The sequence below is a fragment of the Burkholderia singularis genome (genome assembly GCF_001718875.1).
Taxonomy (GTDB): domain Bacteria; phylum Pseudomonadota; class Gammaproteobacteria; order Burkholderiales; family Burkholderiaceae; genus Burkholderia; species Burkholderia singularis.
The window spans coordinates 3310399-3332700 of sequence record NZ_CP013448.1 but is presented as its reverse complement, the minus strand read 5'-3'; the positions used below and the strand labels follow the sequence as shown (position 1 = coordinate 3332700).

Annotated in this window: 17 protein-coding genes; 10 read left to right on the top strand and 7 right to left on the bottom strand. The window is 66.7% G+C overall.

Features of this window, described 5'->3' with window-relative positions; all coding sequences use genetic code 11:
- Positions 1 to 136: 136 nt before the first annotated feature.
- The 4 genes from AQ611_RS14750 to dacB form a co-directional block, all read right to left on the bottom strand.
- The gene (locus AQ611_RS14750) at positions 137 to 1273 is read right to left on the bottom strand and encodes an SGNH/GDSL hydrolase family protein (protein ID WP_069235325.1); all 1137 of its coding nucleotides are present in this window, start codon (positions 1271 to 1273) and stop codon (positions 137 to 139) included.
- Between the two features lie 331 nt (positions 1274 to 1604).
- Complete coding sequence (locus AQ611_RS14745) at positions 1605 to 2744, bottom strand: SGNH/GDSL hydrolase family protein (protein ID WP_069234937.1); 1140 nt, start codon at positions 2742 to 2744, stop codon at positions 1605 to 1607.
- 105 nt (positions 2745 to 2849) lie between these two features.
- A complete protein-coding gene (locus AQ611_RS14740) occupies positions 2850 to 3761 on the bottom strand; it encodes a sterol desaturase family protein (RefSeq protein WP_069234936.1) in 912 nt (303 codons plus the stop codon).
- 248 nt (positions 3762 to 4009) lie between these two features.
- Positions 4010 to 5608, bottom strand: a complete 1599-nt coding sequence (dacB, locus tag AQ611_RS14735) for a D-alanyl-D-alanine carboxypeptidase/D-alanyl-D-alanine endopeptidase (protein ID WP_180978176.1) — start codon at positions 5606 to 5608, stop codon at positions 4010 to 4012.
- Between the two features lie 185 nt (positions 5609 to 5793).
- Here dacB and AQ611_RS14730 point away from each other — a divergent pair, with 185 nt between their 5' ends.
- The 6 genes from AQ611_RS14730 to AQ611_RS14705 all read left to right on the top strand — a co-directional run bounded on the left by AQ611_RS14730 (position 5794) and on the right by AQ611_RS14705 (position 11181).
- The gene (locus AQ611_RS14730) at positions 5794 to 6459 is read left to right on the top strand and encodes a response regulator (RefSeq protein WP_059520548.1); all 666 of its coding nucleotides are present in this window, start codon (positions 5794 to 5796) and stop codon (positions 6457 to 6459) included.
- Between the two features lie 3 nt (positions 6460 to 6462).
- Entirely contained in the window at positions 6463 to 7779 is a 1317-nt protein-coding gene (locus AQ611_RS14725) for an ATP-binding protein (RefSeq protein ID WP_059520547.1), read from the top strand.
- A gap of 170 nt (positions 7780 to 7949) precedes the next feature.
- Positions 7950 to 9434: a DegQ family serine endoprotease gene (locus tag AQ611_RS14720; protein WP_059520546.1), complete on the top strand. Its 1485-nt coding sequence runs from the start codon at positions 7950 to 7952 to the stop codon at positions 9432 to 9434.
- Between the two features lie 82 nt (positions 9435 to 9516).
- The gene (locus AQ611_RS14715) at positions 9517 to 9939 is read left to right on the top strand and encodes a carboxypeptidase regulatory-like domain-containing protein (protein ID WP_059520545.1); all 423 of its coding nucleotides are present in this window, start codon (positions 9517 to 9519) and stop codon (positions 9937 to 9939) included.
- A 117-nt stretch (positions 9940 to 10056) separates the two neighbouring features.
- Entirely contained in the window at positions 10057 to 10404 is a 348-nt protein-coding gene (locus AQ611_RS14710; protein WP_069234935.1) for a hypothetical protein, read from the top strand.
- A 24-nt stretch (positions 10405 to 10428) separates the two neighbouring features.
- Positions 10429 to 11181 (top strand): SRPBCC family protein, encoded by a 753-nt coding sequence (locus AQ611_RS14705; RefSeq protein ID WP_059520543.1) that lies wholly within the window; start codon positions 10429 to 10431, stop codon positions 11179 to 11181.
- 151 nt (positions 11182 to 11332) lie between these two features.
- Here AQ611_RS14705 and AQ611_RS14700 read toward each other — a convergent pair whose 3' ends face one another.
- Positions 11333 to 12304 (bottom strand): helix-turn-helix domain-containing protein, encoded by a 972-nt coding sequence (locus AQ611_RS14700; RefSeq protein ID WP_069234934.1) that lies wholly within the window; start codon positions 12302 to 12304, stop codon positions 11333 to 11335.
- A 178-nt stretch (positions 12305 to 12482) separates the two neighbouring features.
- On the opposite strand from AQ611_RS14700, the gene AQ611_RS14695 reads away from it, so the two are divergent.
- Positions 12483 to 13124, top strand: coding sequence for an isochorismatase family protein (locus tag AQ611_RS14695; RefSeq protein WP_069234933.1), 642 nt, complete (start codon positions 12483 to 12485; stop codon positions 13122 to 13124).
- A gap of 87 nt (positions 13125 to 13211) precedes the next feature.
- Here AQ611_RS14695 and AQ611_RS14690 read toward each other — a convergent pair whose 3' ends face one another.
- Entirely contained in the window at positions 13212 to 13850 is a 639-nt protein-coding gene (locus AQ611_RS14690) for a TetR family transcriptional regulator (RefSeq protein ID WP_069234932.1), read from the bottom strand.
- 416 nt (positions 13851 to 14266) lie between these two features.
- On the opposite strand from AQ611_RS14690, the gene AQ611_RS14685 reads away from it, so the two are divergent.
- From AQ611_RS14685 to AQ611_RS14675, 3 genes are read left to right on the top strand one after another with little or no spacing between them, the layout of a single operon-like run.
- Positions 14267 to 15544, top strand: a complete 1278-nt coding sequence (locus AQ611_RS14685; protein WP_069234931.1) for an efflux RND transporter periplasmic adaptor subunit — start codon at positions 14267 to 14269, stop codon at positions 15542 to 15544.
- Between the two features lie 18 nt (positions 15545 to 15562).
- Complete coding sequence (locus tag AQ611_RS14680) at positions 15563 to 18766, top strand: efflux RND transporter permease subunit (protein ID WP_069234930.1); 3204 nt, start codon at positions 15563 to 15565, stop codon at positions 18764 to 18766.
- 3 nt (positions 18767 to 18769) lie between these two features.
- Complete coding sequence (locus AQ611_RS14675; RefSeq protein ID WP_069234929.1) at positions 18770 to 20317, top strand: efflux transporter outer membrane subunit; 1548 nt, start codon at positions 18770 to 18772, stop codon at positions 20315 to 20317.
- A 344-nt stretch (positions 20318 to 20661) separates the two neighbouring features.
- Here the strand turns inward: AQ611_RS14675 and AQ611_RS14670 are convergent, their stop codons facing one another.
- Positions 20662 to 22035 carry a nucleobase:cation symporter-2 family protein gene (locus AQ611_RS14670; protein ID WP_059520536.1) on the bottom strand — a complete coding sequence of 458 codons (1374 nt, stop codon included), beginning with the start codon at positions 22033 to 22035 and terminating at the stop codon, positions 20662 to 20664.
- Between the last annotated feature and the right edge of the window lie 267 nt (positions 22036 to 22302).

The window sequence follows — 22302 nt, the reverse complement described above, 5'->3', positions numbered from 1 at the left end:
TGCGCAACGCATGGGGATGTCATTGTTGGCACGCCGCCATGCCCGCGCCGGTGTCGGGACAATCGGATAACGACACAAAAAATGCCCGGCTCGCATCATGCGAGCCGGGCATTTTCCTTCCTTAGACGCGCCGGGTTCAGCGGCTGATGCCCGCCGCCGCGATCTGCTGCTCCACATACTGCGCGAGCAGCGTGTGCATATGCGTGCTTGGATGGAGCGGGTCGGCAAACATATAGGTCTGGTCGGCGTCGGGCGTCGTGTACATCGGCGGCGAGCAGAACAGCGCCCACGCGAACACGGTCGGGTCCGGCGCGCCTGCCGCCGCGCCGGCAGCCTCCATCGCCTGCAAATTGCACGCGGTGCCCGTGTTCGTCACCGAGAAACCGTAAGTCTTCGCGTTCGCGGCGATGTTGTTCGCCCATGTGAACAGATCGAGGACCGCGACCTTCGCCGGATCGACGTTGAGCGCCTTCAGCGATGCGGCAAGCGTGCCGTTGAAGAGCTGCGACATTTGCGTGAACGCGCTCTGAGCGCCGGCCGCTAGCGCCACCGGCGTTTGCCCCATATCCCGCGTGTTCGCGACGAACACGTGCGTTGCGCCCGCCGCGACGATCTGCTGGATGATTCCAGCGAGCTGCTGCGCGGCCGCGCCGACGGCCTGCCCGGCCGCTTGTTGAGCCGCCGGCGTGTTGCCTGCCGTTTGCACGGCCTGCATCTGGTAAAGAATGTCGGCTTCGCCGACGGTCACGAGCACGATCTGGTTCGCATTGAAACTGCCGTGCTGCTGCAGATATTGCTGGACCTGCGTGGCGACCGGCACCGTCGTCGCGCCGGCGAAATCGGCGTTCGGCGTGCCTTCGGGCGCATGGCCGATGCCGGGTTGCTGCGATACGCGCGCGCCGCCTTGCGCGTAATCCAGGCCGCCCGCGGCCTGCAACGGCACGCCGACGCCGCCTTCGAACGCGGGCGTGAGCGTGTTGCCGTAATAAGCGGCGACTTCTTGCGTGAAGACTTGGCCGGGGTTCGTCGTGAAGCGCCCGCCGCCGCCGAACAGGTGCTGGACTTGCTTGGCGTAGGTGCCGGCATCCGACAGGCTGTCGCCGAATGCGACCACCTGCATGTTCACGCGGCCGGCGGTGGCGGGTGCGTCGTCACCGCCGCCGCAGGCGGCGAGCACGGCGAGCAGCGCGCCTGCGCAGGCTGTTTGGGCGGTGCGGCGTAGCAGGCGGGTCGTGAAGCGGACGGAAGAGAGTAGCGTTGGTCTCGTATTCATGATTTTGTCGGTCAAAAGGAAATTCGCGCGGCCGGGCTTGCGTCGCATCAGGCATCAATGCGGTGCGTCGAGCCCCGAAAGGCAACCGGCGATGCGATTATCGGAGGTGCGGCGCCGGCGGTTTGTGCGCGAACGGACCTTCGCGCGCGCGGTGTGTGCGCCAGATCGCAGGAGCGGCTAAGGCTTTGTCCGAGCGGGGTACGAGCAGATTTACGGCGTCGCCGCGGATGCGCTTGTCAGACAAAAACGCCTGGTTCGCGCGATGCGAACCAGGCGTTTTCGGGCGGCGCGGGAGCGCATCGCCGTGGGCGATGCGCCCGCGTCAGCGGGATCAGCTGCCGATACCCGCCGCTTTGATCTGCTGCTCGATGTATTGCGCGAACAGCGCGTGCAGACGGGTCGTCGGATGGACGGTGTCCGCGAACATGTAGGTCTGATCGGCGTTCGACGCGGTGTACATCTGCGGCGAGCAGAACAGCGACGAGCCGAAGCCGGTCGGATTCGGCACGCCGGCCTTCGTCGCGGCCGCGATCATCGATTGCAGGTTGCACGCGGTGCCGTTTGCCGCCACCGAGAAGCCGTTTGCCTGATAGTTCGCGGCGATCTGGTCTTGCCACGTGAACGCGTCGATCAGCACTGCCTTCTTCGGATCGACGTTGAGCGCCTTCAGCGTTGCCGCGAGCGTGCCGTTGAAAAGCGTCGTGACCTGCGTGAACAACGCCTGCGCCTGCGCGCCGCCCGACAACGCAAGCGGCGTATTGCCGATATCCGGCACGTTGACGACGAACACGTGCGTCGCGCCCGCCGCGACGATCTGCTGAACGATTCCCGCAAGCTGCTGCGCGGCGAGGCCGATTTGCTGCGCGGCCTGCTGCAGCGCGGCCGGCGTCGAGCCTTGCGCCTGCGCGACTTGCACCTGATAGAAGATGTCGTTCGCGCCGCCGTTGATCAGCACGATCTGGTTCGAGTTGAAGCTGCCGTGCTGCTGCAGGTATTGCTGCACTTGCGTCGCGACAGGGGTGGTCGTCGCCTGCGCGAAATCGGCGTTCGGCGTGCCCGCGCTCGCGTGGCCGACGCCCGGCTGCTGCGTCACGCGCGCGCCGCCTTGCGCGTAACCGTAGCCGCCCGAGGCTTGCAGCGGCACGCCGAAGCCGCCTTCGAACGCGGGCGTGAGCGTGTTGCCGTAGTACGCGGCGACGTCCTGCGTCCATACCTGGCCCGGATTCGTCGTGAACCGGCCGCCGCCGAAACCCAGCAGGATTCGCGGCGAATAGGTGCCGACGTCCGACAGGCTGTCGCCGAACGACACGACCTGCATGTTCACACCGGCGCCCGGCGCCGGCTGCCCGTTGTCATCGCCGCCGCCGCACGCGGCAAGGGCGGCGAGGGCGACGCTCGCGAGCGCGGCCTGCGCGTAGCGCTTCACGCGTGCGGCGCGAGTGGGTTGTGACGGTCGTTGCGGCTGGTTCATGCGGGTATCTCCTCGTAGATATGTCCGTGTTGCATGGTTTGCGCCGGGAGGCGAAGCGGCCGGCGCGGTAAATCGGTGAAGCGGTGCGGCAAGGCATCCGCGCGTTTATCGTGGGGGGGGCGCGGCGGCGAGTGCGGGCGCCTCGGCGGCGCCGGACGCCGCCGCCCGTGCATGATAAGCGCTTGCCCACTCGGGCGGCCCGATAATCGCGCGCAGTTTATTGCGCCATCCGTCGGCCGTCCAAGCGTCGACGGCCATCGAGCGCCATTCGGCGAACGTCGCGACGAGCGGATTGTTCGAGCGCAGCGGCTCGACGATTCCGTACTCGGGCGGATCGCGCGGATCTTCTTCGACGAAGCTGCCGAACAGCCGGTCCCAGATTACCAGGACGCCTGCGTAATTGCGATCGATGTAGCGCGGGTTGCGCGCATGATGCGCGCGATGGATCGACGGTGTATTCAGCACATATTCGAGCCAGCCGAGCTTGCCGATCGTCTGCGTGTGGACGAAGAACTGGAACGCGAGATTGATGAGCACGATGCCGACGATCTGCTGCGGCGCAAAGCCGAGGAACGCCAGCGGCAGCCAGAATGCCCACATGCCGGCGATCGGATACATCAGGCTTTGCCGCATCGCGGTCGAAAAGTTCAGGCGCTCGGACGAATGGTGGACAACGTGCGCGGCCCACAGCCAGCGCACGCGATGGCTCGCGCGATGGAACACGTAGTAGAGCAGATCCTGCGCGACGAACAGCACGGCGAACGACAGCCACGTGCCGTCCCACGTGAAGAGCCGGTAGTGCGTATAGCAGTATGCGTAGAGGGGAAGCACGAAGATCCATGCCAGCTTGTCCGCGCCTTGGTGCATCAGCGCAAGCGCGGCGTTGCAAAGCGTGTCGCGCAGGCTGTAGATCGCCTCTGAGGGGCGCGTGCGTGAGACATGCCATGCTTCCCAGCCGATACACAGCAGGAAGACCGGCGCAAGCGCGAGCAGCAGCAATTCGATGCTGAATTGCACGATTGTCTCCCCATGATGGCGAATCGGGTGCGGGGCGGCGCGATGCCGCGGGTGCGGCCCGGTGTCTTCGGTTGTAGCCGAAAGGGTACGCAATCGGCGTACCGGGCGCGAGAGTGTTTCGTAGAGGGAATCTTCGATGGGCGGCGCAAGGCCGCCGGCGCGCAGGCCCGGCCGGCGGACGTTTTAAGCGGTGACGGGGCGCCGGCGCGCGCCGCGCGTGTTTCGGCGCCGGCTTGGGCGCGAACGCGTCAGCGCGGGCCTTCGTACACCCACTCGAGGAGCGCATCGTGAGCGGCGCGCGCGGCGCCCGCGCGATCGTCATTGATGAAGCTGACGACGACGTAGCTCGATCCGTCCGCCGAGCCGACGTAGCCCGCGATCGCGCGCACGTCGCGCAGCGTACCGGTCTTGATATGCGCATTGCCGAGCACTGGCGCGTTCGTCAGCCGGTTTTTCATCGTGCCGTCCACGCCCGCGACCGGCAACGAATCGACGAACGCCTGAGCGACGGGGCTCGCGTTCGCCGCCTGCAGCAGATCGGCGAGCGCGAGCGCGGACACGCGCTCGTTGCGCGACAGCCCCGAGCCGTTCTCGAGCGAGAGCCCGGCCGTCGGCAGGCCGCTTTTCGCGAGAAACGCGCGGATCGTGCTGGCCGATCCGTCGGGCGTCGCGGGCGGGCGGCCCTTCACCGCGCCGATCGTGAGAAACAGGTTGCGCGCCATCACGTTGTTGCTGAACTTGTTGATGTCGTGCACGACGCTCGACAGCACCGGGCCGTGATGCGCGGCGACGAGCCGTGCGGCCGCGGGCACCTTGCCTTCGCCGACCGTGCCCGTGAACGCGCCGCCCGTCTGCCGCCACAGCGCGAGAAAGCCGCGCGCGAAGAACGCGGTGTGGTCGAGCACGGCGATGTTGGTCGTCGTCGGTCCGCAGCGCTGCGAGTACGCGCCCGCGAACGACGCGTCGAGCGCGCCGTCCGCGCTCATCGACACGGCAGGGCGCGCGGCGGCGGCCGCGGCCGCGCCGCATGCGCCGTCGCCGGCGACGAGCGCGTTGTCGATCGTCAGATCTGACAGCGCGGGCAGCACGTCGATCGCGACGGCGCCGTTGTCGGTCGGCGTCACCGTGAACGACAGCGACTTGAATGCATACAGCAGCGGATCGGGACCGACGTTGTACGGCGCGCTCACGTCGTCGTCGAGCGGCGGCAGGTCGCGCGTTTGCGGCGCGAAGAACGTCTTGTCGAGCACGAGCGCGCCGTCGATGTTGACGATGCCTGTGCGCCGGATGCGGTTGACCAGGTCGATCAATTCTTCCGGCACGAGCTTCGGGTCGCCCGTGCCTTTCACATACAGCGTGCCGTGCAGCGTGCCGCTCGCGTCGACCGTGCCTTGCGCGTAAGCGGTCGTGCGCCAGCGGTAGTCGGGGCCGAGAAGCGACAGCCCCGCATAGGTCGTGACGAGCTTCATCGTCGATGCGGGCTGCATCGCGCGGCTTGCGTTCCATGCGACGACCGGCGACGGATTGCCGATGCGCTCGACGACGACGCTCACGCTCGACGCCGGTACGCGGGCGCGCTGCAGCGCGGCGAGCATCGGCGCCGGCAGTACGCCCTGCGCGGCCGACACGGCGGCTGCGGCCGGCCGGTGCGGCTTGGTCTTGCGCGCGCTGGCGGGCGCGGCGAACGCGAGCGCGGCGGCCGCGGCGGCGAGCACCGTGCCGCGCAGAACCGCGCGATGGGCGCTTGCGGCGCAGCGGCGCGGGAGGGATGAGCGGGATGGGCGGAAAGGGGGGGAAAGGTGGCGCACGCTGGCCGGAGCTGCGAGGTGACGGGCAGGTGGATTCATCGACGAATATCGGGATATCGGAACAGGGGGGCGAAGCGAAAGACCGCGCGCTTGCGCGGCGGCGCAACGCGCACATTGTAGAGAAAACGATGTGCGCCGCGTTGCATTGCGCCGCTGTCCGCGTGTGCACGGCGCGGCGCTACAATGTCCGCCATCGTGAACGCAGGCGACGGACGTTTTTCAGAATGCGGATATTGCTAGTCGAAGATGATCGGATGATCGCCGAAGGCGTGAGAAAGGCGCTGAAAGCGGATGGTTGCGCGGTCGACTGGGTGCAGGACGGCGAAGCCGCGCTGACCGCGCTCGCCACCGGCGAGGCGCACGACCTGCTGCTGCTCGATCTCGGCCTGCCCAAGCGCGACGGTATCGACGTGCTGCGCACGCTGCGCGCGCGTGGGCTCGCGCTGCCCGTGCTGATTCTTACCGCGCGCGACGCGGTGGCCGATCGGGTGAAGGGCCTCGACGCGGGCGCCGACGATTATCTCGTCAAGCCGTTCGACCTCGACGAGCTTGCCGCGCGGATGCGCGCGCTGATCCGCCGCCAGGCGGGGCGCAGCGAATCGCTGGTCCGCTACGGCGCGCTGACGCTCGATCCGGCGTCGCATCAGGTCACGCTCGACGGCGCGCCCGTGGCGCTGTCCGCGCGCGAATTCGCGCTGCTCGAGGCGCTGCTCGCGCGCCCCGGCGCGGTGTTGTCGAAGAGCCAGCTCGAGGAGAAGATGTATGGCTGGGGCGAGGAGATCGGCAGCAACACCGTCGAAGTGTATATCCACGCGCTGCGCAAGAAGCTCGGCTCGGACCTGATCCGCAACGTCCGCGGCCTGGGTTATATGGTCGTGAAGGAATCGTAGCGCGTGAAGTCGATTCGTCATCAACTGCTGATCTGGCTGCTCGCGATTGTCGTGGCCGGCGTCGGAATCGCCGGCTGGCTGATCTACCGGCAGGCGCTCGACGCGGCAAACGAAGTGATGGACAACCAGCTGCAACTGATCGCGGCCGCGTTGCCGTCCGAACCGTTCTCGCAGGTGCTGGGCTCGCACACGAACGGCGACGAGGGGATCGTGATCCAGATCTGGAACCGCAACGGCGTGCTGATGTATTTTTCGCATCCGCGCGCGCCGATCGCACCGCGCGCGGAGCTGGGCTTCTCGACCGAGCGCACCGAGCGCGGCGCGTGGCGGGTGTATGGCGCGATCGTCGGCGACAACGTCGTGCAGCTCGCGCAGCCGCTGTCGGTGCGCAACCGGCTTGCCGCGAGCGTCGCGCTGCGCACGCTTTGGCCGCTCATCGTGCTGCTGCCGTTTCTCGGCGCGGCGGTGTGGATGATCATCGGGCGCGGTCTTGCGCCGTTGCAGCGCGTCACGCGTGCGGTGGAGGCGCGCCGGCCCGACGCGCTCGACGCGCTGCCCGACACGCCGTTGCCGCTCGAGGTGCGGCCGCTCGTGCGCGCGCTGAACGGACTGCTCGCGCGTCTGGCCGCCGCGCTCGACACGCAAAAGGCGTTCGTCGCGGACGCCGCGCACGAACTGCGCACGCCGCTTGCCGCCGTGCAGATCCAGGCGCAGCTCGTCGCGCGCGCGCAGGACGACGCATCGCGCCGCGAGGCGATCGCCGATCTGCAAAACGGCGTGACGCGCGCGACGCGTCTTGCCGAGCAATTGCTCGCGCTCGCCCGCGCGGAGCCGGGCGACGCAACCGTGCGCGAGCGCGTCGACTTGCGCGCGCTCGTCGAGGAATGCGTCGCCGCGCATGCGCCGCTCGCGCAGCGGCGCGATATCGATCTCGGCTTCGAGGCGCTCGAGGATGCGGCGGTGCTCGCCGATCCCGCCGCGCTGCGCGTGATGTTCAACAACCTGCTCGACAATGCGGTGAAGTACACGCCGCAAGGCGGGCGCATCGACGTCTCGCTCACGCGCGGCGACGGCGCGAGCGCGCTGGTGCAGATCGGCGATAGCGGCCCCGGCATTCCGGCCGCCGAACGCGAGCGCGTGTTCGACCGCTTCTATCGCGATTCGTCCGCGCGGGCGCGTACCGATGTGTCGGGCAGCGGCCTTGGTCTTGCGATCGTCAAGCGGATCGCCGCGCAGCAGCGCGCGAGCATCGAGATGGGCGAAGCGCCGGCGGGCGGCTTGCTCGTCAGCGTCAGGTTGCCGTGCGCGGCCGATGCGTGACGCCGCATGAACGATGGGCGGCCGGTATCTGACCGGCGCATGTGCCGTGCGCATGCTTGCCTCACCGGCTGCGCGCCTTGCATACGCGTTGCCCGTTCGTCTGCGAAGCCGGTTAAGACTGCTTTAAGACAGGCTCGTTACGCTTCGAACCATTAAACAAGGAGAACGATATGACTACCCGATTCCTTGCGCGTGGCGCAGTTGCCGTGGCCGTTGCCGCGGCGTTGTCGGCGGGGTACGTGGCGGGTACGCGTCATGCGGAGCCGCAGATCATCACGCCGGCGGTCGCCGCGCTGATGCCGGCCGAAGCCGCCGCCAAGACCGGCGTTCCCGATTTTTCCGGGCTGGTCGAGACCTACGGGCCCGCCGTCGTCAATATCAGCGCGAAGCATGTCGTGCAGCGTGCCGCGCAGCGTCGCGGGATGCCGCAGATTCCGCTCGATCCGAACGATCCGTTCTACCAGTTCTTCAGACATTTCTATGGACAGATTCCGGGCATGGGCGTGGGGCCGCAGCCGCCCGACGATCAGCCGAGCACGAGCCTGGGCTCGGGCTTCATCGTCAGTTCCGACGGTTATATCCTGACCAACGCGCATGTGATCGACGGCGCGAACGTCGTGACGGTCAGACTGACCGACAAGCGCGAATACAAGGCGAAGGTGGTCGGCGCCGACAAGCAGTCGGACGTCGCGGTGCTGAAGATCGACGCGTCCGGCTTGCCGACCGTCAAGGTCGGCGATCCGGCGCAGAGCAAGGTTGGCCAGTGGGTCGTCGCAATCGGCTCGCCATACGGTTTCGACAATACGGTGACCTCGGGCATCATCAGCGCGAAATCGCGCGCGCTGCCTGACGAGAACTACACGCCGTTCATTCAGACCGACGTGCCGGTGAACCCCGGCAATTCGGGCGGCCCGCTGTTCAATCTGCAAGGCGAAGTGATCGGCATCAACTCGATGATCTACTCGCAGACGGGCGGCTTCCAGGGGCTGTCGTTCGCGATTCCGATCAACGAGGCGATCAAGGTGAAGGACGAACTCGTGAAGACGGGCCATGTGAGCCGCGGCCGGCTCGGCGTCGCGGTGCAGGGGCTCGATCAGACGCTCGCCAGCTCGTTCGGTCTGCCCAAGCCGGACGGCGCGCTCGTCAGCGCGGTCGATCCGAAGGGGCCCGCTGCGAAGGCGGGGTTGCAGCCCGGCGACGTGATCCTTGCGGTCAACGGCGTACCGGTACAGGATTCCACTACGCTGCCTTCGCAGATCGCGAGCATGAAGCCCGGCACGCAAGCCCAGTTGCAAATCTGGCGGGACAAGTCGAAAAAGACGGTATCGGTGACGCTCGCGTCGCTGGGCGAGAACCAGACGACGGTGAGCAGCGACGCGAGCGTCGAGCAGGGGCGTCTGGGCGTGTCGGTGCGGCCGCTCACGCCGCGCGAGCGCAATGGCACGTCGCTTACGCACGGCCTCGTCGTCCAGCAATCGACAGGGCCGGCCGCGGGCGCGGGCATTCAGCCGGGCGACGTGATTCTCGCGGTGAACGGCACGCCGGTGACGAGCGCCGAGCAATTGCGCGACGTGGTCAAGCGCGCGGGCAACAATCTTGCGTTGCTGATCCAGCGTGACGACGCCCAGATCTTCGTGCCGGTCGATCTGGGTTGAGCCGGTCGGGCAAGTTCGTCCGGCTCGAGCGGGCCGCTGCGCCGGCCCGCCGTTTCCGGCTGACGAACTCAAGGAGCGAACCATGCGACAGCAAGCCATTTCGAGGTATCTGGCCGCGGCGGCGCTGACTTTCGGCATCGCGGGCGCGGCGTTTGCGCAGTCCGGCTTGCCGGATGTGCAGCGGCAAGGCAATGTCAGCTTCGTCTCGGGGGGCGTGGGGCAGGACGAATCGAGCGCATTCCAGCGCAACGAACGGCGCTGGCCGCTCGCACTGCGCTTTACCGGCGCGGGCGGCGAATTTCTTGCCGACGTTCGCGTGTCGGTGCGCGATGCGCGTGGCCGCGAGGTGCTGGCGGCGGACGCGCGCGGACCTTACATGCTTGTCAGACTCGCGCCGGGGCGTTATACGATCCGCGCCGCGTACAACGGCAACGAGCAGACGCGAACGGTCGCCGTGCCGGCGAAAGGGGGCGCGAAGGTCGCGTTCTCGTGGCGCATGCAGTAAATTTTGCACATTCGTCAGGCGGTTTGGCTGATAATGGGGCGTGAGCGGCATCTGTTGCCGTGGACCATTCCAATTTCCGGCCGGTGCGTATAGGCGTGGCGGCCTCGGAGGAAACCGATGTCCGACGCCGCAAGTCACTGCATTGAAACCGGGCCGAACCGCTTTCGCGCGCGCGCGATCCGCAGCCGGATCGCCGATGCCGAATCGAGCGCCGCCTCGACGCTGTACGAAGCACAGCCGTTCGGCCTTTTCCCCCAGCCGCGCCGTGATGCCGATGCATCGCGGCGCGCGCTTTGCCATCGCATTGCGCTCGGCGGGCAGCGCGCTCGGGCTGTCTGTTTTCATCCGTATGCCGCCGGCGGCATTGCCGAGGATGGCGAGCGAACGTCGCGGGCCATGCGTGCGCGTCGGTGCGATGCCGTCTTCGATATGGCACGTGCCGATCGTCTGCGCATGGCGCACTGATCGAACTCACCGGCGGAGGCGATCATGGAATTGCACGACGCATTGTGGATACCGCTCGCGCCGCTTGTCGTGCGCGATGCGCTGCACGATCCCGCGCTTGTGCGCGCGAGTCTCGAGTACTGCGAAGCATTTTCGCGCCTGTCGCGCGACGAGTTTTCGGTTGCGCTGTCGGTGCCTTTTGGGCTGCTGCGCGCCCGTTACGAGGTGCGCGCGCATGTCGTCGCGGGCGAGCACGGCGACGCACCCGGATCGGCCCGGCATACGCTGCACTTCAGGGCGCGCTCGGACGAGCTTGGCGCGCTGCGCGGCCAGATCGACGTGTCGTTGCCGCCTGCCGAATGCGCGCCGCGCGAGGCTGGCGGCGCAGGCCGCGGCGGCGAGTGCGACGATTTGCCGGCCAAACCGGCAACGCGGGTCGAATATGCGATATGGGCGACGGCGTTCGGCCCGCTTGCCGAACTGCCGGTGAGGCAACTGCGCGATGCGCTTGCCGAATTGGCCGACGATTTCTTCACGGAGTTCGGCCAGATCGTGCTGGCCAAGCACGGGCTTGCGCCGAATCGCGCGCGTGCCGGTGCGCGCGCGCGTCAGCACGTGTTTTTGCGGCCCGCGAGCATGACGCTCGGCGCGAAGCGCTCGCCTGCGATGTCGGCCGACGGCGCGCTGACCGCGCGCGCCGCCGGCGCGCTCGGGCATCGCGAATCGAGTCCGCTGCCGCCGTGGGCATGGGCGGCGATGATCGTCTTCGTCGCATTGTTGTTGTATGCGGTGCGCTGACGCGTTAGATCCGCTGCCGAGCGGCTGTTTGCGTCGCCTGCGTTTTCTTTCCTGAATCGCTCAAGTGGAGTGGTGCGGCGGCCGCGCGTGCCGCGCCGCTTGCGCCCGTTTCATCGCGAGCAGCCTGCGCATGCGCCGCGGCGCTTTTTTCTCAAGCGCCACGGAATTCGCGCCGGTAAGCCGATGGCGACGTGTCGAACGCCTCGGCGAAATGCTGCCGCAGCGATGCGCTCGAGCTGAATCCCGCCGTCTGTGCAATCGCGTCGATCGGCCGGTCGGTTGCCTCGAGCAACTGTTGCGCGCGTGCGAGCCGCTGCGCGAGCAGCCAGGCGCTCACCGTCGTGCCCGTCGCGCGCCGGAAATGGCGCGTGAACGTGCGCCGGCTCATCAGTGCGCGCGCCGCGAGCGAATCGAGCGTATGCGGCAGCGCAAGATTCTCGCGGACCCAGTCGAACAGTTCGGAGAGCCTGCCGTCGCGCGGATTCGCGGCCACTGGCTGGTCCACGAACTGCGCCTGGCCGCCTTGCCGGTGCGGCGGAATGACGAGACGCCGCGCGATCCGGTTCGCGGCGCTCGCGCCATACCGCTTGCGCACCACGTGCAGGCAGCAGTCGAGGCCCGCCGCGGTGCCGGCCGACGTCATCACGTCGCCGTCGTCGATGTAGAGCACGTGGGCGTCTAGCGTTACGCGCGGATAGCGCTGTGCGAAATCGTCGGCCCAGGCCCAGTGCGTCGTCGCCGTTCGGCCGTCGAGCAGGCCCGTTGCCGCGAGCACGAACGCGCCGAGACACAGGCCGACGAGCTGCGCGCCATTCGCGTGCGCGGCGCGCAGCGCATCGACGAGCGCGGCAGGCGGCGTTTGCGTGCCGTCGTGCCAGCACGGCACGATGACGGTGTCGGCGCCTTCGAGCGCATCGAGTCCGTGCGGCGCGGTGATCGTGAAGCCGCTGGTGGTCGCCAGTTCGCCCGCGTCGGTCGCGCACACGCGCAATTCGAAACGCGGCTCGCCGGGGCGGGATTCGCCGAACACGATGCACGGCACTGAAAGATGAAACGGGCTGATGCCGTCGTAGGCAACGACAGCGACGACATGCGGCGGTTCGGAAGCGGCGGCGATGCGCATCGATCGGACTCCGGGAGGCGGACGATTGGCCCGATTCTAGCGAATATTGGCAATCGGGCCGCTATCGGGCAATGGCCTGTGCGCGAACAATCCGCGGTAGCGAGTCGCGCCGCAGCCGGGCCGCGCGATTCGGCCGTCAACCTGTCCGGCGTTCCCGTTCATTTGCCAGGAGCCTCCCATGTCCGCTTCTTTTCCCCGCCGCGCGCTGCTCGTCATCGATGTGCAGAATGAATACGTGACGGGCAATCTGCCGATTGAATATCCGGATGTCGATACGTCGCTCGCGAACATCGGGCGCGCGATCGACGCGGCGCACGACGCGGGGGTGCCGGTCGTGGTCGTCGAGCACGTCACGCCGGCCGGCTCGCCGATTTTCGCGCGCGGCAGCGACGGCGCCGCGCTGCACCCGGTGGTCGCATCGCGTGCGTTCGCGTACCGGATCGAGAAGCAGAAGGCGAGCGCGTTCATCGGCACCGGTCTGGCCGCGTGGCTCGACGCCCATCGGATCGACACGCTTGCGATTGCCGGCTACATGACGCACAACTGCAATGCATCGACCGTTTATCAGGCGGCGCAGGCAGGGTATGCGCTCGAGTATCTGGCCGACGCGACAGGCGCGCTGTCATACGAGAACGCGGCGGGCGCGGCGAGTGCGCAAGAGATTCACCGCGCGTTCACGGTCGTGATGCAGTCGAATTTCGCGGCGGTGACATCGACGCGCGACTGGATCGACGCGCTTGCCAAGGGCGAGACGCTCGCGCGCGACAACATCTATGCGTCGAACCAGCGCGCGAGGGCGCGGCGCGCTGAACGCGGTTGAGCAACGCCGGGCAACGCCCGGCGCGCGCGGGGCGGTCGCGGACGGCTGCGCGCGGCCGAGCGGCGCACGGCGCACGGCGCGCGCGCGTCAGGCCGGATCGCGCCGCATCGACGCGCTAGTGCGCAGCATGTCGAGGCACGCGTCGACGAGCTTCTCCGCATGACAGTTCGCGTCGATCTCGTTGGGCAGCATCAGCATATCGCGCACGAAGCCGCTGACGAGCGTATGCAGCATCAGCGACGCGCGCCACGTATCGAGATCGGCCGGCATCTGGCCGTTCGCGACCGCCTGCGCGAGATCGGCTTCGAGGTTGTTCAGCGCGTCGAGCATGCTCGCGCGGTGGCGCTCGAGGAGCGGCCCCATGTCCGCCACGTACTCGCACTTCATGAACAGGATGCTGAACACGCGCTGCAGCTGCGGGTCGCGCGCGGCACCCAGCAGGCACCAGGTCAGGATCTCGCGGACCCTCCCGAGCGGATCGGCGAGCGTTTTGCCCGTGTCGGCCTTCAGTTCGTCCAGTGGCATCAGCACGCGGTCGAACATCGCGTCGAACAGTTCGCTCTTGCTCGCGAAATGCCAATAGATCGCGCCGCGCGTCACGCCCGCATGCCGGGCGATATCGGCAAGCGACGTATGCGACACGCCTTTCTCGAAGAAGACGTGCTCGGCGGCGTCGAGAATCCGGTCGCGGGTGGCGAGCGCCTCCTCTTTCGTGCGTCTGACCATTAGGGGCTCGTCGTGGGCAGGGGCGGGATCATGTGTAAGAAAAATGAAGGATATCGTGAACGCCGCGCCCGGAAGCAGGCCCCGCCGGCCGATGCGTCGTAAACGATGGTAATTTGTAAGAAATTGTGCGGTGCATAAAGTTATTTTACATACATTCGTGAATGTATATACAATGCTAGGCTACGACTGAATCGCTTATGAGGCAATCAGTTATTATCCGTTTCTGCTGATTTCCCTCCTCAGTGTCGCGCGCGGTTTGCGCGACGGCATCCCGGCACGGTGGTCGCGTGCCGCTGGCAAGTTTTGCATCCGCAGTCAAGCAATTCAGTTGTCCGATCCGCGGCGCACGGAGCAGGAAGCGTTTCGTGTTCCAGCGGGTTGGCGCTTATTTCTTTTGCTACAAACGAGGTCGCTCCATGCGCGTCGAACGGGTTCCATACCGCTTAATCACTGTTGCGACGGCCGCCGTTTTCCTGGCCGCGTGCGGAAAAAAAGAATCGGCTCCTGCGCCGCAAACGCCGGAAGTCGGAGTTGTCACGGTTCAGCCGCAGTCGGTGCCGGTCGTCACCGAGTTGCCGGGGCGCACGAATGCGTTCCTGGTCGCGCAGGTCCGCGCGCGCGTGGACGGGATCGTGTTGCGCCGGGAATTCGTGGAAGGCAGCGACGTGAAGGCGGGGCAGCGGCTGTACAAGATCGATCCCGCGCCGTATATCGCGACGCTGAACAGCGCGAAGGCGACGCTCGCGAAGGCGCAGGCGAATCTCGCGACGCAGAACGCATTGGTCGCGCGCTACAAGGTGCTGGTGGCGGCGAACGCGGTCAGCAAGCAAGACTACGACAACGCGGTGGCCGCGCAAGGTCAGGCGGCCGCGGACGTGGCCGCGGGCAAGGCCGCCGTGGATACGGCGCAGATCAACCTCGGGTACACGGACGTGGTGTCGCCGATTTCGGGGCGCGTCGGGATTTCGCAAGTGACGCCGGGCGCATACGTGCAGGCGAGCCAGGCGACGCTGATGTCGACGGTGCAGCAGCTGGACCCGGTGTACGTCGATCTGACGCAATCGAGCCTGGACGGGCTGAAGCTGCGCCAGGACATCCAGAGCGGACGGCTGAAGAAGGACGGCCCGGGGGCGGCGAAGGTGACGTTGATACTGGAGGACGGCAAGCCGTATCCGGAGCAGGGCAAGCTGCAATTCACCGACGCGACGGTGGATCAGACGACGGGTTCGGTGACGGTCCGGGCGATCTTCCCGAACAAGCAGCGCGTGCTGCTGCCCGGCATGTTCGTGCGGGCTCGGATCGAGGAAGGGGTCAACGAGAACGCGTTCCTCGTGCCGCAGATAGGCGTCACGCATGACGCAAAGGGGCAGGCGGTGGCGCTGGTGGTCGGCGGCGACGGAAAGGTTGCGCCGCGGGTGCTGACGACGTCGGGGATGCAAGGGCAGAACTGGGTAGTCGAGGGCGGCTTGTCGGCGGGCGACCGGGTGATCGTGCAGGGCACCGGGAAGGTGCAGCCCGGGATGACGGTGAAGGCGGTGCCGACACAGTTGCCGGCGGCCGGAGATGCGCCGGGCGCGGCGTCGCAGGCGCAGGCAGGGGCATCGCCGGGCGCGGCGCCGTCCGCTTCCGCTGCGCCGGGCGCGGCCTCGGGCGCTTCATCCGCAAGCGCCGCCGCGGCTTCGAGCGCGCGTTAACAGCAGGGGGCCTGTTTCATGGCAAAGTTTTTTATCGATCGCCCGATCTTTGCATGGGTGATCGCCATCATTCTGATGCTGGCCGGCGTCGCGGCGATCTTCACGCTGCCGATCGCGCAGTATCCGACCATCGCGCCGCCGTCGATTCAGATCAGCGCGAACTACCCCGGCGCTTCCGCGAAGACGGTGGAAGACACGGTGACGCAGGTGATCGAGCAGCAGATGAGCGGTCTCGACAACTTCCTGTATATGTCGTCGACGAGTGACGACTCGGGCACCGCGACGATCACGCTGACGTTCGCGCCGGGCACGAATCCGGATATCGCGCAGGTGCAGGTGCAGAACAAGCTGTCGCTTGCGACGCCGATTCTGCCGCAGGTGGTTCAGCAGCTCGGCTTGTCGGTGACGAAGTCGAGCAGCAGCTTCCTGCTCGTGCTCGCGTTCAACTCCGAAGACGGCAGCATGAACCGGTACGACCTGGCGAACTTCGTCGCGTCGCACGTGAAGGACCCGATCAGCCGGATCAACGGCGTCGGCACCGTCACGCTGTTCGGCTCGCAGTACGCGATGCGGATCTGGCTCGACCCGACCAAACTGACCAACTATGGGCTCACGCCGGTCGACGTGACGAGCGCGATCAGTTCGCAGAACGTGCAGGTCGCGGGCGGCCAACTCGGCGGCACGCCGGCCGAGCCGGGCACCGTGCTGCAGGCGACGATCACCGAGGCGACGCTGCTGCGCACGCCCGAGCAGTTCGGCAACGTGCTGCTGAAGGTCAATCAGGACGGTTCGCGCGTGCTGCTCAAGGACGTCGCGAAGATCAATCTTGGCGCGGAAAACTACAACTTCGACACGAAGTACAACGGGCAGCCGTCCGCCGCGATGGGTATCCAGCTCGCGACGAACGCGAACGCGCTCGCGACCGCGAAGGCGGTGCGCGCGAAGATCGACGAATTGGCGCCGTTCTTCCCGCATGGTCTCGTCGTCAAGTATCCGTATGACACGACGCCGTTCGTGCGGCTGTCGATCGAGGAAGTGGTGAAGACGCTGCTCGAGGGTATCGTCCTCGTGTTCCTCGTGATGTATCTGTTCCTGCAGAACCTGCGCGCGACGATCATTCCGACGATCGCGGTGCCGGTCGTGCTGCTCGGTACGTTCGCGATCATGTCGGCGGTCGGCTTCTCGATCAACACGCTGTCGATGTTCGGTCTCGTGCTCGCGATCGGCCTGCTCGTCGACGATGCGATCGTCGTCGTCGAGAACGTCGAGCGGGTGATGGCCGAGGAGGGCTTGCCGCCGAAGGAGGCGACGAAGAAGGCGATGGGGCAGATCACCGGCGCGCTCGTCGGCGTGGCGCTCGTGCTGTCGGCGGTGTTCGTGCCGGTTGCGTTCTCGGGCGGCTCGGTCGGCGCGATCTACCGGCAGTTCTCGCTGACGATCGTCTCGGCGATGGTGCTGTCGGTGCTCGTCGCGCTGATTCTGACGCCCGCGCTGTGCGCGACGATCCTCAAGCCGATTCCGCAGGGGCATCACGACGAGAAGAAGGGTTTCTTCGGCTGGTTCAACCGTACCTTCAACAAGAGCCGCGACAAATACCACGTCGGCGTGCACCACGTGATCAAGCGCTCGGGACGCTGGCTCATCATCTATCTGGCGGTGATCGTCGCGGTGGGCCTGCTGTTCGTGCGACTGCCGAAGTCGTTCCTGCCGGACGAAGACCAGGGCCTGATGTTCGTGATCGTGCAGACGCCGTCGGGCTCGACGCAGGAGACGACCGCGAAGACGCTCGCGAACATCACCGACTATCTGCTCAACGACGAGAAGGACATCGTCGAATCGGCATTCACGGTGAACGGCTTCAGCTTTGCGGGGCGCGGCCAGAACTCGGGTCTCGTGTTCGTCAGGCTGAAGGACTTCTCGAAGCGGCAGAGCGCGAACCAGAAGGTACAGGCGTTGATCGGCCGGATGTTCGGGCGCTACGCGGGCTACAAAGATGCGATGGTGATTCCGTTCAACCCGCCGTCGATTCCGGAGCTGGGCACGGCGGCCGGCTTCGACTTCGAGCTGACCGACAACGCGGGCCTCGGCCACGACGCGTTGATGGCCGCGCGCAACCAGTTGCTCGGGATGGCCGCGAAGGACCCGACGCTGATGGGCGTGCGTCCGAACGGCCTGAACGATACGCCGCAGTACAAGGTCGACATCGATCGCGAGAAGGCGAATGCGCTCGGTGTCACGCCGGCGGCGATCGACCAGACGTTCTCGATCGCCTGGGCGTCGAGCTACGTGAACAACTTCCTCGATATCGACGGCCGGATCAAGAAGGTCTACGTGCAGGCGGATGCGCCGTTCCGGATGCAGCCGGAAGATCTGAACATCTGGTATGTGCGCAACGGTGCGGGCGGAATGGTGCCGTTCAGCTCGTTCGCGACCGGACACTGGACGTATGGCTCGCCGAAGCTCGAGCGTTACAACGGCGTCTCGGCGATGGAAATCCAGGGCCAGGCCGCGCCGGGCAAGTCGACTGGCCAGGCGATGGCGGCGATGGAAGCGCTCTCGAAGAAGCTGCCGACGGGCATCGGCTATTCGTGGACGGGGCTGTCGTTCCAGGAAATCCAGTCGGGCTCGCAGGCGCCGATCCTGTACGCGATCTCGATTCTCGTCGTGTTCCTGTGTCTCGCGGCGCTGTATGAAAGCTGGTCGATTCCGTTCTCGGTGATCATGGTCGTGCCGCTCGGCGTGATCGGCGCGCTGCTTGCGGCGACGCTGCGCGGGCTGGAGAACGACGTGTTCTTCCAGGTGGGCTTGTTGACCACGGTGGGCTTGTCGGCGAAAAACGCGATTCTGATCGTCGAATTCGCGCGCGAGCTGCAGATCACCGAGAAGATGGGGCCGATCGAGGCGGCGCTGGAATCGGCGCGGTTGCGGTTGCGTCCGATTCTGATGACGTCGCTCGCGTTCATTCTCGGCGTGCTGCCGCTTGCGATCAGTAACGGCGCGGGCTCGGCGAGCCAGCACGCGATCGGTACCGGCGTGATCGGCGGGATGATCACCGCGACGTTCCTCGCGATCTTCATGATCCCGATGTTCTTCGTGAAGGTGCGCGCGGTGTTCAGCGGCGAGAAGGAAGATGCCGACGACGCGCTGCGTCTCGCTCAGGAGCACTCGCATCGCACCGAAGCGCCGAAGCACGGCGATGACGACGCTGGCAGGAAGGAATAACTGATGAAGCCAATCTATGCTTTGACCGCGCTCGCGGTCGCGCTGGTCGCGGCGGGTTGCACGCTGGCGCCGCGCTATGAGCGCCCGGCCGCGCCGGTATCCGGCGCGTTCCCGACCGACGGCGTGTATGCGGCGCAGCCGGGTGCCGCGCCGGGCGCGCGCAGCGCGAACGGCCAATCGGCCGCCGAGATCGGCTGGCGCGAGTTCTTTGCCGATCCGCGGCTGCAGCGGCTGATCGAGATCGCGCTGAAAAACAATCGCGACCTCCGGGTGTCGGTGCTGAACGTCGAGGCGGCGCGCGCGCAGTATCAGATCACGCGCGCGGCGCTGTTCCCGGCGCTCGACGCGAGCGGCACGGGCGATCGCCAGCGGTTGCCGAACGCGCTGACGGCGGTGCCGGGCCGCAATATCACGACAACCTACAACGTCGGGCTGTCGGCGTCGTGGGAGCTGGATCTGTTCGGCCGGCTGCAGAGCCTGAAGGATCAGGCGCTCGCGCAGTATCTGGCGACCGCCCAGGCGCGCAAGGCGGCGGAGATTTCGCTCGTCTCGCAGGTGGCCGACCAGTATCTGACGCTGCTGTCGACCGATGATCTGCTGAGGGTGACGGAGAACACGCTGAAAACCGCGCAGTCGTCATATAACCTGACGAAGCTGCAATTCGATAACGGCACGGGCACGGAGCTGTCGCTGCGGCAGGCGCAGACGGTGGTCGAGACGGCCTTGGCGAACCAGCAGGCGCAGGCGCGCGCTCGCGCGCAGGCGTTGAACGCGCTGGTGCTGCTGATCGGCGAGCCGCTGCCCGAGGACCTGCCGGCAGGGCTGCCGCTGGACGCGCAGAACCTGCTGACGGACATTCCGGCGGGGCTGCCGTCCGATCTGCTGACGCGCCGTCCGGACATCATGGAAGCGGAGCAGCAGTTGCTGGCGGCGAATGCGAACATCGGCGCGGCGCGCGCCGCATTCTTCCCGCGGATTTCGCTGACGGGCGCCTTCGGAACGGCGAGCCCGACGCTCGGGGGGCTGTTCAAGGCGGGCACGGCGGCGTGGTCGTTCGCGCCGCAGATCACGATGCCGATCTTCGAAGGCGGGCAAAACATCGCGAATCTGAATTACGCGAACGTGCAAAAACGCATCGAGATCGCGAACTACGAGAAGGCGATTCAGTCGGCGTTCCGGGAGGTGTCGGACGGGTTGGCGGCGCGCGGCACGTATGACCAGCAGATTGCGGCGCTGGAGCGCAACGAGCACGCGCAGCAGCGGCGGTTCGATCTGTCGGATCTGCGTTATAAGAACGGCGTCGACAGCTATCTGTCGGTGCTGACGGCGCAGACGGATCTGTACTCGGCGCAGCAATCGCTGATCACCGCGCGCCTTGCGCGGTGGACGAGCCTGGTGGATCTGTACCGCGCGCTGGGCGGCGGATGGATCGAGCGGGCGGGTGAGACGCCGCGTCCGGCCGATGCGCCGGTCGATTACGGTAATGCGGCTGCGCCTGCGGCGGCGTCCGCCGCGCAGGCCGCATCGGCTGCCGCCGTGACGCCAAGCTGAGCATTCGCGACGGCCGCGCGGCAGGCGAACGGAAATTCATTCGCCGTCCCGTGGCTCGGACGGCCGCCGCGCCGAGGCGAGCGCAACGGCGGTTGACCGCTGCATCGCAGGTTGGCCGTGCGGATGAAATATCTCGCGTGACGCTGTACCGCACCCCGAAAGCCGGAGGTTTCTTTCCGGCCTTCGGGGTGTTTTCGTTGACGGGCGCGCAGCGTGCCGTCAAATCGCTGCATTCATCGCGTTGGCGGGCCGGCACGCGGCGCGCATGGAAGGGCGGCGCGCGCCCCGGCCGGCTCGTGCGTTCATCGCGAGCGCCGAGCCCCGGCGCGCGCGGCACGCCGCCGTCAATGAAGATCGGCCGGCCGCCGGTCGAAATCGCGGCCTGCCTGCCGGATCGCTTGATGCGCGTCGCGTTCGCCGCTCATGCCGTTGAACACGATGTTGAGCACGACGGCCGATACCGACGCGAGCAGAATCCCGCTATGCAGAATCGGGGCGAGCGCGGCCGGCAGCTTCGAAAAGAAATGCGGCGACACGACGGGAACGAGCCCCAGCCCGACGCTTACCGCAACGATGAACAGATTGTGATGGCGGTGCACGAAATCGACCTTCGACAGCACCTTCATGCCGTTCGCCGCGACCATCCCGAACATCACGATTCCCGCGCCGCCGAGCACGAAAGGCGGCACGGAAGCGACCACCTGCGCCATCTTCGGAAACAGTCCGAGCAGCACGAGGATCACGCCGCCCGTCGCGCAGACGAAGCGGCTCTTCACGCCTGTCACGCCGATCAGGCCGACATTCTGCGAGAACGACGTATGCGGGAACGAATTGAAGATGCCGCCGATCAGCGTGCCGAGGCCGTCCACGCGTAAGCCGCGCACGAGCGTGTCGCGATCGACCGGCCGCTCGACCATGTCCCCCACCGCGAGAAACATTCCCGTCGATTCGATGAACGTGACGAACATCACGATGACCATCGTGGCGATCGACAGCGGATCGAAATGCGGCCACCCGAAATGGAACGGCGCGACGAAGCCGACCCACGGCGCGGTGGCGATGCCGTCGGTGTTCACGCGGCCGGTCGCGAATGCGATCGCGAAGCCCGCGACGATGCCGAGCAGCACCGAAATATTCGCGACGAAGCCGCGGCCGAACCGGTTGATCGCGAGAATCAGCGCGAGCACGACGAACGACAGCCCGAGATAGAGCGGATCGCCGTAGTTCGGATTGCCGACGCCGCCCGCCGCCCAGTTGATGCCGACTTCCATCAGCGACAGCCCGATCACCGCGATCACGGTACCGACGACGACGGGCGGAAAGAATCGCAGCAGCCGGCCGATGGCCGGCGCGAGCACGATGCCGATCGCACCGGCCGCGATCGTCGCGCCGAACACGTCCAGAATGCCGAGGCCGGGATTCGTGCCGATCGCGATCATCGGGCCGACGGCCGCGAACGTGCAGCCCATGATGACCGGCAGCCGGATGCCGAAGATCGCGACGCCCAACGTCTGAATCAGCGTGGCGATGCCGCACGCGAACAGATCCGCGCTGATCAGGAACGCAAGCTGATCCTTCGGCAGTTTGAGCGCGCCGCCGACGATCAACGGCACCGCGACGGCGCCTGCATACATCACGAGAACGTGTTGCAGGCCGAGCGTCAGCAGCTTGCCGGCAGGCAACACTTCATCGCACGGATGGACCGTGTTCGATTGCATCTGTCTCACTCCATGATTTTGTCGGGGTAGTGGCTCAACGTTATGCGCGTCGGCGAATCGCAACAAGATCGCCCGGTTTTATTCCGGGCTTTGCTGCGCCGATATGCGCTCGGAGACGGGAAAAACGATGCGTCCATGCTCGGGGCCGGATAATGAAGCGGTGTGGGCGGTGCGCCGTGCTTTTATCGCAGTTCAAAAATGACGGGTCGATGCCGTCAAATATCGCCGGATTTATCTTCGGTATCGAAGACTCGACATGGTGTTCGC

What these genes read in the sequence shown, in the direction of transcription:
- AQ611_RS14730 (WP_059520548.1), top strand. Translation starts at nt 5,794, where the DNA reads ATGCGGATATTGCTAGTCGAAGATGATCGGATGATCGCCGAAGGCGTG.
- AQ611_RS14705 (WP_059520543.1), top strand. Translation starts at nt 10,429, where the DNA reads ATGGAATTGCACGACGCATTGTGGATACCGCTCGCGCCGCTTGTCGTG.
- AQ611_RS14695 (WP_069234933.1), top strand. Translation starts at nt 12,483, where the DNA reads ATGTCCGCTTCTTTTCCCCGCCGCGCGCTGCTCGTCATCGATGTGCAG.
- AQ611_RS14675 (WP_069234929.1), top strand. Translation starts at nt 18,770, where the DNA reads ATGAAGCCAATCTATGCTTTGACCGCGCTCGCGGTCGCGCTGGTCGCG.
- AQ611_RS14710 (WP_069234935.1), top strand. Translation starts at nt 10,057, where the DNA reads ATGTCCGACGCCGCAAGTCACTGCATTGAAACCGGGCCGAACCGCTTT.
- AQ611_RS14745 (WP_069234937.1), bottom strand. Translation starts at nt 2,744, where the DNA reads ATGAACCAGCCGCAACGACCGTCACAACCCACTCGCGCCGCACGCGTG.
- AQ611_RS14680 (WP_069234930.1), top strand. Translation starts at nt 15,563, where the DNA reads ATGGCAAAGTTTTTTATCGATCGCCCGATCTTTGCATGGGTGATCGCC.
- AQ611_RS14750 (WP_069235325.1), bottom strand. Translation starts at nt 1,273, where the DNA reads ATGAATACGAGACCAACGCTACTCTCTTCCGTCCGCTTCACGACCCGC.
- AQ611_RS14690 (WP_069234932.1), bottom strand. Translation starts at nt 13,850, where the DNA reads ATGGTCAGACGCACGAAAGAGGAGGCGCTCGCCACCCGCGACCGGATT.
- AQ611_RS14715 (WP_059520545.1), top strand. Translation starts at nt 9,517, where the DNA reads ATGCGACAGCAAGCCATTTCGAGGTATCTGGCCGCGGCGGCGCTGACT.
- AQ611_RS14720 (WP_059520546.1), top strand. Translation starts at nt 7,950, where the DNA reads ATGACTACCCGATTCCTTGCGCGTGGCGCAGTTGCCGTGGCCGTTGCC.
- AQ611_RS14670 (WP_059520536.1), bottom strand. Translation starts at nt 22,035, where the DNA reads ATGCAATCGAACACGGTCCATCCGTGCGATGAAGTGTTGCCTGCCGGC.
- dacB (WP_180978176.1), bottom strand. Translation starts at nt 5,608, where the DNA reads ATGAATCCACCTGCCCGTCACCTCGCAGCTCCGGCCAGCGTGCGCCAC.
- AQ611_RS14700 (WP_069234934.1), bottom strand. Translation starts at nt 12,304, where the DNA reads ATGCGCATCGCCGCCGCTTCCGAACCGCCGCATGTCGTCGCTGTCGTT.
- AQ611_RS14685 (WP_069234931.1), top strand. Translation starts at nt 14,267, where the DNA reads ATGCGCGTCGAACGGGTTCCATACCGCTTAATCACTGTTGCGACGGCC.